14 protein-coding genes are annotated in these 13,014 nt (G+C 66.4%); 10 read left to right on the plus strand and 4 right to left on the minus strand.

The window, feature by feature from the left end:
* Positions 1 to 17: 17 nt before the first annotated feature.
* Both AC0MRV_RS20230 and AC0MRV_RS20235 read left to right on the plus strand, forming a co-directional pair.
* Positions 18 to 413: a hypothetical protein gene (locus AC0MRV_RS20230; RefSeq protein WP_472766335.1), complete on the plus strand. Its 396-nt coding sequence runs from the start codon at positions 18 to 20 to the stop codon at positions 411 to 413.
* A 29-nt stretch (positions 414 to 442) separates the two neighbouring features.
* Complete coding sequence (locus AC0MRV_RS20235; RefSeq protein WP_472766336.1) at positions 443 to 877, plus strand: hypothetical protein; 435 nt, start codon at positions 443 to 445, stop codon at positions 875 to 877.
* 113 nt (positions 878 to 990) lie between these two features.
* Here the strand turns inward: AC0MRV_RS20235 and AC0MRV_RS20240 are convergent, their stop codons facing one another.
* Complete coding sequence (locus AC0MRV_RS20240; protein ID WP_472766337.1) at positions 991 to 2,376, minus strand: class I SAM-dependent methyltransferase; 1,386 nt, start codon at positions 2,374 to 2,376, stop codon at positions 991 to 993.
* 16 nt (positions 2,377 to 2,392) lie between these two features.
* Positions 2,393 to 2,563: a hypothetical protein gene (locus AC0MRV_RS20245; protein ID WP_472766338.1), complete on the minus strand. Its 171-nt coding sequence runs from the start codon at positions 2,561 to 2,563 to the stop codon at positions 2,393 to 2,395.
* Between the two features lie 141 nt (positions 2,564 to 2,704).
* Between AC0MRV_RS20245 and AC0MRV_RS20250 the strand changes: the two genes are divergently transcribed.
* The 3 genes from AC0MRV_RS20250 to AC0MRV_RS20260 all read left to right on the plus strand — a co-directional run bounded on the left by AC0MRV_RS20250 (position 2,705) and on the right by AC0MRV_RS20260 (position 6,591).
* The gene (locus AC0MRV_RS20250; protein ID WP_472766339.1) at positions 2,705 to 3,289 is read left to right on the plus strand and encodes a sigma-70 family RNA polymerase sigma factor; all 585 of its coding nucleotides are present in this window, start codon (positions 2,705 to 2,707) and stop codon (positions 3,287 to 3,289) included.
* A gap of 75 nt (positions 3,290 to 3,364) precedes the next feature.
* A complete protein-coding gene (locus AC0MRV_RS20255; protein WP_472766340.1) occupies positions 3,365 to 3,778 on the plus strand; it encodes a hypothetical protein in 414 nt (137 codons plus the stop codon).
* A gap of 8 nt (positions 3,779 to 3,786) precedes the next feature.
* Positions 3,787 to 6,591, plus strand: a complete 2,805-nt coding sequence (locus AC0MRV_RS20260) for a tetratricopeptide repeat protein (RefSeq protein WP_472766341.1) — start codon at positions 3,787 to 3,789, stop codon at positions 6,589 to 6,591.
* Positions 6,592 to 6,617: 26 nt separating this feature from the next.
* On the opposite strand, the gene AC0MRV_RS20265 is transcribed toward AC0MRV_RS20260, so the two are convergent.
* Complete coding sequence (locus AC0MRV_RS20265; RefSeq protein WP_472766342.1) at positions 6,618 to 7,217, minus strand: DUF4202 domain-containing protein; 600 nt, start codon at positions 7,215 to 7,217, stop codon at positions 6,618 to 6,620.
* A 117-nt stretch (positions 7,218 to 7,334) separates the two neighbouring features.
* On the opposite strand from AC0MRV_RS20265, the gene AC0MRV_RS20270 reads away from it, so the two are divergent.
* From AC0MRV_RS20270 to AC0MRV_RS20285, 4 genes are all read left to right on the plus strand, one after another.
* On the plus strand, positions 7,335 to 9,377 hold the full coding sequence (locus AC0MRV_RS20270; protein ID WP_472766343.1) for a sensor histidine kinase: 2,043 nt from the start codon (positions 7,335 to 7,337) through the stop codon (positions 9,375 to 9,377).
* Between the two features lie 9 nt (positions 9,378 to 9,386).
* Entirely contained in the window at positions 9,387 to 10,055 is a 669-nt protein-coding gene (locus AC0MRV_RS20275; protein WP_472766344.1) for a response regulator transcription factor, read from the plus strand.
* 131 nt (positions 10,056 to 10,186) lie between these two features.
* Complete coding sequence (locus AC0MRV_RS20280) at positions 10,187 to 11,218, plus strand: PEP-CTERM sorting domain-containing protein (RefSeq protein ID WP_472766345.1); 1,032 nt, start codon at positions 10,187 to 10,189, stop codon at positions 11,216 to 11,218.
* A gap of 89 nt (positions 11,219 to 11,307) precedes the next feature.
* On the plus strand, positions 11,308 to 11,544 hold the full coding sequence (locus AC0MRV_RS20285; RefSeq protein ID WP_472766346.1) for a hypothetical protein: 237 nt from the start codon (positions 11,308 to 11,310) through the stop codon (positions 11,542 to 11,544).
* A 43-nt stretch (positions 11,545 to 11,587) separates the two neighbouring features.
* Here the strand turns inward: AC0MRV_RS20285 and AC0MRV_RS20290 are convergent, their stop codons facing one another.
* Entirely contained in the window at positions 11,588 to 11,956 is a 369-nt protein-coding gene (locus AC0MRV_RS20290; protein WP_472766347.1) for a hypothetical protein, read from the minus strand.
* A 238-nt stretch (positions 11,957 to 12,194) separates the two neighbouring features.
* On the opposite strand from AC0MRV_RS20290, the gene AC0MRV_RS20295 reads away from it, so the two are divergent.
* Positions 12,195 to 12,893, plus strand: a complete 699-nt coding sequence (locus AC0MRV_RS20295) for a DUF2306 domain-containing protein (protein WP_472766348.1) — start codon at positions 12,195 to 12,197, stop codon at positions 12,891 to 12,893.
* Positions 12,894 to 13,014 lie beyond the last annotated feature (121 nt).

Genomic DNA, 13,014 nt, shown 5'->3' on the forward strand with positions numbered 1-13,014 from the left:
CCGTGGAATCGCCCCTTATGAAGGTCCTGGGCATGGGCTTGTTGGCCCTCCTCTTTGCATGGGTGCGGGCAGAAGAGCCTGAGCGACCTGAGGTTCCGTCGGGTCTCCTCACGCTTGCGGAAATCCGAGCGCTGCCCCCAAACACAACAATCAAGGATATCGAATCCAGGGTGGGTTACGTTGCGCGCTCAGCGATCGCTCTCCCCATGATCGCGTTCGATGTCGAGGTGGAGACCGCAGAGCAATGTGTGATGTTGTTCGATCCGCGCTCGGGTCGGCTGCTTTATGCGTGGCTCGTCCGGGACGGAAATCAGAATCCCAGCGACGTCGTGGTGCTGTGGCCCAAGGAGATGGCCGGAAAAACACAGGCCGAGATGGAGATAGAACTGGAGGCGAAACGTGGAGCCAGGTGACGCGTGTCGCCCAACCCAAACAGACCGGAGTGACCTCGCTCGCCAGACCCCCGAAGGCCGACATGGGCTACCAGAAGCACCTGCTCCAAACGTTCGTGCTTTTGGCGGTGGGCTTCGCCGCAGTGTTCTTTTACCCGCGCGTGGTGCTGGCGATCCAAGCGGAGGAAGCGGTGACCCGCGAAGCGCTCGAGCAATCGCCGTATTTGGAGGAGGACTTCACGTGGGTTCGAAGCATTGAGCCGCTGACCAATAACCTTCGTAGCCGAAGGGGTGTGAATACAGAGATTCCCATGTGGTCGACGGACGAGAACGACGGCTATTTCACTTATCAGGTTCGAGGTCGCTCCGCTCGGCACAAGCAGACTCCAAATTGGACCGAAACGTATCGCGTCTATTACAACCGGGATGGGCACGACGAGCTACAGGTCTATCACATCGACCGAAACCCGCCTCGCTATCACTGACGTCGATCGCGAAGACGCGAATTGATTTCGACGCAACTGTAGCCGGGGTCGCTGACCCCGGGAATTCGGTGGGAGGGTAACGCACCGGGGTCACCGACCCCGGCTACAGGGGATCAGTTTTGCGCCCGTGCGCGGGCGAGCAACAGGGTGCGGTCGGAGCCGGCGACAGGTTCTTCGGCGAGGAGGTCGAAGTGCGGCTCCAGCGCGGCCTTCATCCCGGCAAGGTGATAGTCCGGAAAGATGTCGGGGCGCGAGGCGAGGAGGTGGCGGACCTGGGAGTCGGTCTTCGGCACGAACTCAATGAGCAGGTGGCGGCCGAGTTCGGCCAGCGTTTGGGCGATCAGGCGCAGGGGGACGTTGTTGGAGATCGCCAGATGGTGCACCAGCGCGAGCGCCATCACGAGGTCGACCGGTCCGCGTTGGGCAAGGGAACGGCGTTCGCGGTTGGCCCAGCCGAGCGCGGGTGAGGGGTTCGTCAGGTCGAGCACGAGCGGCAGCAGGCGCGCCTCCTTTTTCGCGCGCACGCGGCGGTAGTTTTTCTCCACCGCCGCCGGGTCGATGTCGAAGGCCACGGTTTGAGCGCCGGCCTCGGCGGCGAGGCGGCTGAAGACGCCTTCGTTGGCGCCGAGGTCCCACACGGTCTGCGGTTGCACGCGGGCGATGAGCGCGGCGACGGCGTCGCGTTTGGCGGTGAAGGCGGTGTCGCTGTAGTTGGTGTGGTCGTAATAGTCGGCCCACTCCGTGCCGGCCGGTTGCCAGGTGAGTTTGGTGATGGTCGAGCGCAGGCTGTCGAGGATGCCGCGCAGGCCGAGTTCGCTCACGCGGGGCGGCTTCGTGCCAGCGGATGTATTCATGCCGTGGCGGCGCTGTTGGCGTGCGTGCAGCCGGATGTGGGTGAGCAGGCCGAGGTTGAAGCGGGTGGACCAGGGCAGGAGTTCGGCGGCGACCTCCAAGGGCACGCCGTCGATGTGGTCCCGACTCAGGCTGCCGAGGGCGATGTGGCGTTTGGCCATGAGCGCGAGCGGCGCGAGGAAATGTTGGCAGAACTGCCGGTAGGCGACCCACGGCGTGCCCTTGGCGTAGGCATCGAAGGACAGGGTGTCGATGAGCACGGGGCGGCCATCGACGAACTGGATGTTGTAGGCGGTCGCGTCCTTGAGCGTCATGCCGTGGTCGAGGGCGAGCTCCTGAATGCGCAGGGTGGCGAGCGCGGCATCCTTGAGCGCGGAGAAGGACCATTCGTAAGGGTAGGAAACGAAGGGCACGCGTGCCGGGGCGATCACGGTGGTGAACCCGTCGGGCAGGTCGGCGGGCGCCGGGACCTCGCGGTGGGCAATCAGGAGACCGGCTTCATGGAGCGCGGCCTGCAGGCCGGATTCGGTGAGTTGGCGCAGGGTCGGCAGGTAGTCGGCGTGCACCGCGCGAAGCAGCTCGCCATCCCGCGTGAAGACGAAGCCGCTGGGGTCGCGGAAGGAGGAGGGTTCGCGCGTGAACGCCATCGGTGCGGCGCGGGCCTCAGTCCTCGGACGGCTCGCCCTTGTTGTCCGAGCGCGAGAAGACCGAGCGGAAGCCCGCCTTGATCTTGGCCCAGCCCAACTTGACGACGAAGAGCGCCCCCATGAAACCGGCAATGACGGCCTGGAGGATGACGCTTCCGGTTCCGGGGTCCAAGTAGGCGAGCAGCATGACGGCTTTGGGGCTAGGGCCCGTCCGGGTCAGGTCAAGTGTCGATTGGGTGACGGCGGGGTGACGGTTGCTTCACAAGGGATTGCCCTAGCCGCGGAATTTCCTTCCCGCGACGGAAGGGACTGCGCACATTCTCGCGCCGTGGACGACGCCCAACTCGCAGCGCTGTTCGAACGAATTGAGGCCGGGGACGCCGATGCCGCGGGCGAACTGTTGCCGCTGGTCTACGACGAATTGCGTCGGGTCGCCGCCGGCAAACTGTCGCGCGAGATGGCCGCGCGCACCTTTCAACCCACCGCCCTCGTGCACGAGGCGTGGTTGCGGCTGGGGGGCGATGCGCAACCGCAGTGGAAGGGGCGCGGGCACTTTTTCTCCGCCGCGGCCGAGGCGATGCGCCGCATCCTCATCGATCATGCCCGGCGCAAACAGGCGGCGCGGCGGGGCGGCGGGGCGGAGCATGTCTCGCTCGACAAGACCGGGCTCGATCTGGGGGTGGGGCAAACGGACGACGAGGAACTGTTGCGCCTCAACGACGCCCTGGACGCCTTGGCGGAGAAGGACCCGCGCCGCGCCGATTTGGTGAAGCAACGCTACTTCGTGGGCCTCACTTTCGAAGAAGCGGCCGACGCCATGGGGGTGTCGCTGCGCACGGTGAAGCGGGACTGGACCTACGCCCGGGCCTGGCTGCTGGACAAGATGAAGGAGCTGCGGGAGGACGCCAAATAGGGCCGGATAGCCCGGCGACCGTGGCATCATCGGTCGCCGCTTCGCGCATGCTGATCTGACCCGCCCCTTTAACGATTGAAGAACGAAGACACGATTTTCCTGCGCGCCCTCGACCTGCCCCATGCGGCGCGGGCGGCCTTTCTCGATGAGGCCTGCGGGGAAGATGCGGCGTTGCGCGCGCGGGTGGAGCGATTGTTGGCGGCGCGCGAGGCCACCCAGCCGGATCGTTGGAACACCTTCGACACCCGCGCGCGCATCGGCGCCACCTTCTCGGCCCACGCGCAACTGGCCGCGGCCGAGCCGTGGTTGATTTCCAGATACGAGGGCATGGTCGCTCGCGGTGATCCGGATGACCGCATCCGACCCGAGCGGGTGGACCAGGTGCTGGACTGGCTGATCGAGCTCTACACGCGCTGGGAGAAACCGACGGAGGCCGCCCGGTGGACGGACCTGCGTGAGGCCCGTCGCCCCGAACCCACCCCGAACTGATCACGGCTATGCTTGGTGAAGATGACATTTTCCTCAAAGCGCTGGACCTGCCGGCGTCCGAACGCGCCGCCTACCTGGCGCAGGCCTGTGGTGACGACACCGCCTTGCGCCAACGCGTCGAGCGCCTGATCGCGGTGAGCGAAGGCACGGCGGGCATCATCGATCAGTCGCCGGTCGACCGGTCGGCGGCAGAAGAGCAACCCGGCGAAGTGTTGGACCGCTACACGCTGATCCGCCGCATTGGCGAAGGCGGTTGTGGCGTGGTGTGGCTGGCCGAACAAACCGAGCCGGTGCGACGCACCGTGGCGCTCAAGATCATCAAACTGGGCATGAACTCGGCGGAGGTGATTCGACGTTTCGAAGCCGAGCGGCAGGCCCTGGCGATGATGGACCATCCCGACATCGCGCGGGTGTTTGATGCCGGCACCACCGACAACGGCCGCCCCTTTTTCGTGATGGAGTTCGTCGATGGCGTGCCGATCACGACGTATTGTGACGAGCATCAACTTGGGGTGACCGATCGCCTGCGCCTCTTCACCCGTGTTTGCGAAGCGATTCAACACGCGCACCAGAAGGGCATCATTCACCGTGACGTGAAACCATCCAACGTCCTGGTGGCGCCAGCCGACGGTGTGCCCACGCTCAAGGTGATCGATTTCGGCATCGCCAAGGCCACCGAGCAGCGCCTGACCGACGCGACGCTCGTCACGCAGCTGGGGCAGTTTTTGGGCACCCCGGCCTACATGAGTCCGGAACAGTCACAACTGGTTGGCGGCGACATCGACACCCGCACCGACGTCTACAGCCTCGGCGTGCTGCTCTACGAACTGTTGGCGGGCGCGCCGCCCTTTGAGCCCAAGGCGCTCGTGGCGGCCGGGCTTGAGGCGATGTGGCAACAGATCCGCGAGGTCGATCCGCCGCGCCCTTCGAACCGTCTGCAAACGCTGTCGCCCGACCTGTTGCGCACCACGGCGTCGCGCCGTTTGGTCGACCCGCCGAAGCTCATCCATCGCATTGCCGGCGACCTCGATTGGATCGTGATGCGTTGCTTGGAAAAAGACCGCACGCGCCGTTACGCCACCGCCACCGGTCTGGCCAAGGACATTGCGCGGCATCTGGCCAACGAGCCGATCGAGGCGCGGCCCGCCGGCGCGGGCTACCGGTTCGCCAAGCTCGTGCGGCGCAATCGGCTCGCTTTCGCGGCGGGCACGGCGGTGGTGCTGGCGCTGGTGGCGGGCACGGTGGTGAGCACCTGGCAGGCGGTGCGGGCCAATCGCGCCGAACGCGTGGCGCGCGCCGTGGCCGACTTCCTGCAGGACGACCTGCTCAGCCAAGCCAACAGCTTCACGCAGGCCGAAGCTTTCACCGACGCAGAGCCCGATCCCGACCTCAAGGTGCGCACCGCGTTGGAGCGGGCGGCGGCGGCCGTGGGGGAGCGCTTTGCCAACGATCCGCTGGTCGAGGCGGAGGTGCGGCAGGTGATTGGCGAGGCCTTCAAGGGTATCGGTTTGGCCGAGTCGGGCGTCGCGCAATTGCAGCGGGCCCACGCGTTGCAGATCGACCTGCGCGGTGCGTCGGCACCTCAAACCCTGCGGGTCGCCTTCTCGCTGGCGGTGTGTCTGTTGGACGCCGGTCGGATGGAGGATGCCGCCGACCTCGCCGCGACGGTCCTGGCGGCGAGACGCCAGCGCGGAGACGATGAAAACGCGTTGATCGAGGCCATCGGCCTGTTGGCCGACCTGCGCAACCAGCAGGGCCGTGCCGAGGAGGCGGAGCAGCTCATGCGCGAAGCCCTGGCCCGCCGCGACGCGCAGACCGGCGAGGCCCCGCGTCGGCGAATCGACACCCTCAAGGTGCTGGGCAATGTGTTGTATTCGGCCGGCAAATACGAAGAGGCGGCGACCGGCATGCGCGAGGTGCTGGCCTTCCGGCGGGAGACGCTGGGGCCGGACCACCCCGACACCTTCATCGCCATCAATGATCTGGCGGCCACCGAGCGCGCCCTGGGCCACTTTGAGCAGTCGCTGGCCCTGCAGCGCGAGGGTTATGAAATCGCTCGCCGGGTGCTCGGCCCGGAGCATCTCTATACCCAGCAGACGCAGATCAACCTGGCGGCGGGCTACGGTCAGGCGCAGCAACACGATCAGGCCATTGCGTTGCTGGAGGACTTGCTCGTGACGCTGCGCACTGAACTTGGGCTGGCCCACCAAACGACACTCACGGTGATGAACAACCTTGCGGCTAACTACGACAGTGTGGGGCGCAATGCCGACTCCCTGACCCTGCGCGAAGAGATGCAGCAGGGTATGGTCGATGTGTTCGGCGCCGCACACCCCTACACCTACATCAGCCTGTCGGGTTTGGGCTCTTCGCTGGTGAAACAGGGACGGATCGACGAAGGCCTGCCGCGCGTGGAGGAAGCGTGGGCGGGTTTGCAACAAACGCTCGGCCCCGAGCACCCGCAGACCTTGGCGGTCATGGGCCTGGTGGCACGGGCTTACACCTCCACTGGCCGGTTGGACGAGGCTCTGGCGCTGTGGCGCGAGCGGCTCGAGTTGCAGACCAAGGTGCAGGGCGCGAAACATCCGCTCACGATCGGCAACTTCGAAACCATCGGACAGACCCTGGAGCAGCTGGGGCGCTTGGAGGAGGCGATCGCCAGCTATCGCCGGTTTCTGGCCTTGGTCGAGGAGGTGCACGGCCCCGACCACGCGTGGGCGAATCGCGCGCGTGAGTGGCTCGCCGCCCATCCTGATGCGGGCGGGGTCGCGGCGGAAGAGGCCGACGCCGGCGAGGATCCGGCGTCGCTCTAGGGTGTGTCTGGGAAAGCCGAGGGGCCCTAGCTGTCCCCGGCGACGGCGGCCTGCACGAGCTCGCCAATCGCCGGCGGGAAATCGAGCGTGAGCGCGGCGGCGCGGCCACGCTCGCTGAGCTTGGCCCAGGACTTTTGGAGAATGCGGATCCACTTTTCGCGCGTGTAGTCGGCGTGCTGCGCGGCGAAGTCGGCGATGTGGTTTTCCAAAAAGACAAGGATGGCGGCGTCCTCGAGCAGTTGCGCGGTCGCGTCGCTACGCAGGTTTTCCTTGGCCACCCACGAGCGCACCGCATCCGCCTCGGCCGCGTCGACGCCGGCCTCGAGCAACAACTGCTGGGCGCGAGCGCCTTGTTTGGTGTAGAGGCTGGTGCGCCACTGGTAGTAGCCGGCGCGACCCTCGGGAAAAGTGCTGCGCGGCGTGAGGAAGCGCTCGAGGTGCTGGCAACGCAGCGCCAGCCGCGCGAGTGGCGAAAGCTCCGGATCGAGTCGGTCGCCCCACGCCTCCATACGATCCGCGTATACCAGCTCCGCCGGCCGCCCATCCGCCTCCACCTGCGGATCCGCCGCATGCGCGGCATCGATCAAGTGGCGGGCATGGTCGTAAGGAGAACGTGGTGCGGACATGGCGATGGAGGTGGTTCAAAAACGTCGGTCGGTTGGGCGCAAGCTTGGCGCGTCGCTGAAGGAAGGGCGTTGTGTTCGCGTGAGGGGGCGATTGGCTGGCGGGCGATGCGTGGTCCGGTGACATTGTTGCTAGTCGGTTTGGCTCTGGGTGGCCCGGGCGGGACCTGGGCGCGGGCCGATGCGGTGGTGGCGGCGGAGCAACTTGAGGCGGTGCGGGCGCACTACCAGGCCGATGAGCTTAAGGCCATGGCGGGGGCGGCGATGGCCGGCCTGGAGGCTTTGGGCGAGGGCGACCACGAACCGAAACTGCGCGGGTCGCTGTGGTATTGGGCGGCCGTTTCGCAGCAGATGCTCGGCGACTATCCGACCGCACTCGCTCACTACGAGCGGGCCTTGGCGGTGCATGAAAACGCCGGCAATCGGCGCGAGGTCGCCGCCACCCTCAATTCCTACGCGGGCGTGCTGGGCATGTCGGGACGCCAGACCGAGCGCCTTGCCGCGCTTGTGAAAGCACACGACATTTTTGAAGCCCTCGGCGAATCCCAAGGTCGGGCCGCCGTCGCCCAGTCGATCGGCAATTACTATGCCGAGCTGGAGGACTTCACCGCCGCTCAGCCCTACTACGAACAGAGCGTCGCGATTCGCCGCGGCATGGAGAACCCGGGCTACCTCGCGGACGGCCTGATGGGACTTGGCGTCAACCTGCGGCTGCTCGAGCGCGGGGACGAGGGCCGGGCTGCGCTCGAGGAGGCGCTCGCCATCTTCCGCGAATCGGGCGACGAGGGTGGGCTGGCCGGGGTGCTCACCAACCTGGGCAACCTCGAACGGGTGGAGCGTCGCTTCGATGCCGCGCTCGCCGCCTACCGTGAAGCGCTGGGCTACGACGAGGGCGCCGGCTACAAATACGGCGTCGCCATCCTGAAGCATAACCTCGCGCTCACGTTTCTGGAGATGGACGAACTGGATCGCGCGGGCGAATGGGCCGACCAGGCCGTTGCCGCCGCCGCCGAGTTGGGCGATGCGGAACGCACAGAGACCGCCTACCGCCTGCGCGCCCAGGTGCGCGAGGCCCGCGGCGAGTTTGCCGGGGCGATGGCGGATCTGCGGTCGTTGATGGAGGTTCAGGCGCAGCGCAGTGCGGCTGCGCGCGAGGAGGCCTTGCTCGATCTGCAGACGCGCTTTGAAACCGCCCAAAAGGAGCGTGCGATCGAGCAGCTCGAACGGGCCGCCGTGGAGCGTGAACTCGAACTCACGCGCGAAGCCGCCGCCCGCGAGGCCGCCGAACAGGCGCAGGAGATTGAACAAGCGCGGAGCCGCACCGCACTGGTGCTGGCGATCAGCGCCGTGGTGGCAGCGCTTATTCTGGCGGGTTTGGTGCGGGTGAATCGGCGGGCCGCCCATCGTCTCGCCCGCCAGCGCGAGGAGATCGAGCACGCGGTGGCGGGCTTGCGGGAGGCGCACACCGAGCTCAAGAAACTCTACGACCAGAAGAGCAAGTTCCTCAGCTTCGCCGCGCACGATTTGCGCAGTCCGCTCTATGCCATCGACGCCGTGTGCGGTGAGATCGAGGGCGGCTTGCTCGATTCGCCGGTGGCGGGGGTGGGCGAGATCCGCGGCGCCGCGCGCCACATGCGCGAGGAACTCGACGCGTGGCTCGATGCCGAGCGCCGCGAGCAGACCGAGGTGACGGTGCACCCTGTATCCAGTGATCTGGGACAACTCGCGACCGAGGTTGTCGCGCTCAACCAGCCCGCCGCCCGCGCCAAGGGCGTCACCCTCGAACTTTTGGCGCCGGAGCCCGGACCGGTGCGGGTGGATCCGTGGCGGATGCGCGAGGTCATCGACAACTTTGTGTCCAATGCGATTAAATACACTCCGCGCGACAGCCGCGTGACCGTGACGACGGGCGTGCGCGAGGGCCGGGCCTACGTGCGGGTGGCCGATCAGGGACCCGGCCTGTCGCCCGAAGACCGCGAACGCCTCTTTGGCGCCTACGCCCGACTGTCGGCGCAGCCGACCGGAGGCGAGACCTCGACCGGGCTCGGCCTGCACCTGTGCAAGCGCATCGTCGATGCGCACGCCGGCGGCGCCATCACGGTCGAAGACGCGCCCGGGGGCGGGGCGATTTTTGAAGTGTCGGTTCCGGTCGCGGCCGCGTAGATCACTGTCGTGCCTGAGTCCGATACCGCCTCACTCGACCGCATGCGGGTTGCCATCGTCGAAGACGACGCGATGTTGCGCTCGCTCATGGAGCGGGCCCTGCAGCGCGAGCCCGACGTGGAGTGGGTGGGGTCGGCGGAAACGATCGACGCGGCGCGAGAACTGTTCGCCCGCGAGCATCCGGAACTCGTGTTGCTCGATCTGCGCCTGGGGCAAGGTTCCGCCGCCGTGATCACCTGGGATTTGGTGGAGGGCTGGCCGGCGGAGCGCGCACCCGCGCCGCGTTGGATCGTGGTGACCGGTCAACCGGAGGCGGCCCATTTGCGCAAGGCCCTTGACCTCGGACTCGCGGGTTACGTGACCAAAAGTGAACCCTTCGACATGCTGCTGGCGGCGGTGCGCGAAGTTCGCGAAGGGCGGCAGTATTATTCGGTCGGCGCCCTGAAATTGTTGATGGAGCAGCCGGCGACTGCGCCCGGTCTCGAGCAACTCACGGTGCGCGAGCGCGAAGTGCTGGCGGCGGCGGGCGAGGGTCTGAGCGTGCGCCAGACCGCCGCGCGTTTTGGGCTTTCGGAAAGCACCGTGAAGACCCATCGCCAAAGTGTCATGCGCAAGCTCGACCTGCACGACAGCGTCGCGCTGGCCCGCTATGCCCTCAGCGCCGGCCTGGCGGTGTGAGGTGGGCCGGCGGCGCCGGGCTCAACCCGAGGGCTGAGCGCGTTCTCATCCCGGCGGACGATACCCCGTGCAGGCGTTTGGCGATAGAGTGTGGTCGTTCTTCAACCCGCACCCTCACTCCCCGTCTTGCCATGACTCCTCGACCTTTCCGTCTGGCGGCGACTGCGCTCGCCGCGATGTTGGCGCTCGCGCCTGACCTCGCCGCGCAGACCGCCACTCAGATTCTATTGACCCAGCCCGGCACCGGCGACGGCACGCCGTTCTCGGTCGATTCGACCGGGCGCCAGGTGGGCGTGCATGACCTGAGTCGTTCCACGACGTTCAACGGCAACACGGCGGAGGCGACGAACCAAACGACGTGGGATCTGAATCCCGAAGCTGGCCGCTTCTCCGTCTCGAGCACGAGCGACTACAGTGGCTGGCAGGGCAGTGGGGTGACGCTCGACACGCGCTACTTCTTCGGTGTGTTCGACACCTTCACGATCAACGCCGGCGACAGCGGGTTCAGCAACGGCGACAACGTGCAGCTTAACCTCTCGCTTTCGTTCGATGTCACCGCCCGCACTGACGGCGAAAAGTTTCAAACCGCGAGCAACTGGCTGAACTTTACGGTGCAGCAGCGCGACCCGGTGGTGGGCGCGTTTGGATCCTACGACAGTGACGAGCTGTTCCGCCTGGAATATGAGGTGACGGTGTATGAGTTCATCGAGAAGGCGGTGATCAACGGGGTCACGCAGTTCGACAACACCGTCACCTACGTGAACGGGCAGGGCAATGAGGCCGATCTCTACAGCTTCGATATCACGCTCAACGCCGTGGTCGGGGAAACGCTCGAGCTCGGCATGATGCTCGGTGATTTCAACCCGGTCGATTACGACTACAGCCTGGCCAACCTCGTGAGCGGGACGCGGCAGGATATTGGCAATTCACAGACCGACTACGGCAATCACTTCGCGGCGACGTTCAGTTGGGACATCGAGCACGTCGAGGGTTTCGATGGACTGGACGTCGCCGCCGCCAGCGGCTTCGTGACCAGCGCGTCGGTGCTCAGTGCCGTGCCCGAGCCCTCGACCTACGCGGCCCTGCTCGGCGCTGGGGCGCTGGGCCTCGCGGTGCATCGCCGCCGTCGCCACGCCGTGCGCGCGTCTCCCCTTTGCTCCTAGTCCTCACCGGGAAGCCGGCGCCGCGCTGGGCGTGGCGTCGGTCTTCCGCGGGATGACCCTTTCGCGTCAAATTTTCCGCAGGATCTGTCGTGCCCCCCGAATCGGACAAAGAAGCTACAGGTGAGCCACGCTGGATGCGCTGGTTGGTGTTGAGCGGCGCCTTCCTCACCGGCGCGTTGCTCGCCGCGGTGGGGTATGCGAGCTTCGCGACCCCGGCGACCGACGTGCAGCCGATGTCGGCCCCCGTGCAGCTTCAAGCGACCTACGCGCTCGGCGATGTGGCCGGACCGATGGACAAAAACCCACGTCCCTCCCCAACGCCCTAAATGAATCCTCTCCCGCCCAATGTTCGTATTACGAACATTGGGCTCAGTCGCGTTGGGGGTTTGGGGCGGGCATACGATCAGCGAGCCAAATGAGCAGGCGCAGCGCGCGTTCGGCGTCGGGCATGGCCGATTGATCATCGAAAAACTCGCCCATGCGTGCGCGGTGCAGGTCGAGTTCGCGGGCGAGGACCGCCCGAGCGCCACGGTGGCTGAGGTGAGGTTTGGTCAGGGCGACGAGGGCGTTCCAGAGAGGTGTGTCGTCTCCCGGGCGGAGGGTTGAACCACGGCTCAACTTGGGGCGGTTGGCTTGCTGGTGTTGGCGGGCGCGCCGGGCGATCTCGCGGGCGAGAATCTCAAGGCCCTCGGCCAAGCCCAACATTGCAGCCGTTCTCGGGTGAAGGGGCAGCGGCATGGATTGTTCGTATTCCGAACAAGTTTAAGCGGCAAGCCGCGAGCGTCGGCCGGGTTCGTGCGTGGTGATTTCGGCCAATGTTCGTATTACGAACATTGGGGGAGTCGTGATTCGTAAGGGGGGAGGTTGGCTTGGCGGGGTGCTGGGCTGGTTGTGCAAGATGTTTGACCTAGGGTGAGCTGGGGGTGGGGCGGTTCCGGGGATAGCTTGCAGGTGCTTTCCCTCCCTACCTCGACTCATGTTAAACCCTGTTGGCCGCTGGGCTGTGCTGGTGTGCTCCGTGGGCTTCTCGCTCTACGGACTCGTCGCTTACTTTTTCTTTGAACCGGGGACCAATGTGCATCCGGAGATGCGCATGGCCTACGCCGCGAATCCGGTGCGGATCCTCTTGCACATTGGCTTCGGGGCGCTGGCGTTGGTGCTCGGGCCGCTCCAGTTTTTTCCGGAGCTGCGTCGGCGGTGGCCGCGGCTGCATCGCTCCCTCGGCTACCTCTATTTTCTGGCGGTGGGGGTGAGCGGCCTGGCAGGCCTGCTCACGGCGGCGATCGCGTTCGGCGGGCTGGTCGCGGTGACCGGTTTTGGGTCCTTGTCGATGATCTGGCTGGCCACCGCCGGCTTCGCTTTGGCGGCGGCGTGGCGTCGGGATTGGGTCACGCACGAGCGTTGGGCGCTGCGTTGCTTTGCGCTCACCTTTGCGGCGGTGACGCTGCGCGTGCACCTGGGCGCGTTCGTGGCGATCGGCGAGGCGTTCGAGAACTTTTATCCGGTGCTGGCGTGGGCCTGCTGGGTGCCCAACCTCCTGTTCGTCGAGTGGGTCCTGTTGGCGCCGGGCCGGCAGACTCAGGCGCAGGTGATGTTGCTGGAGGCCGAAGCCGAAGCGCAGGCGCGGTCGCGACTGGTTGACCGCTCGCGGCGCATCCTGCCGACGAGTCTTTGATCGCGCTGGGCGCTGTGAGCAGGGTGGCTTGCCGCGGCATTGCCGAGCTGCAGAGCCGAGTTACCGGGGTTGTGGGGAATTCGGATCGCGGTTGGAGCGCGTTTGGTCTGGGATCGCGGAC

Origin of the sequence: Actomonas spartinae, from assembly GCF_051209155.1 — a bacterium.
GTDB lineage: Bacteria > Verrucomicrobiota > Verrucomicrobiia > Opitutales > Opitutaceae > Actomonas.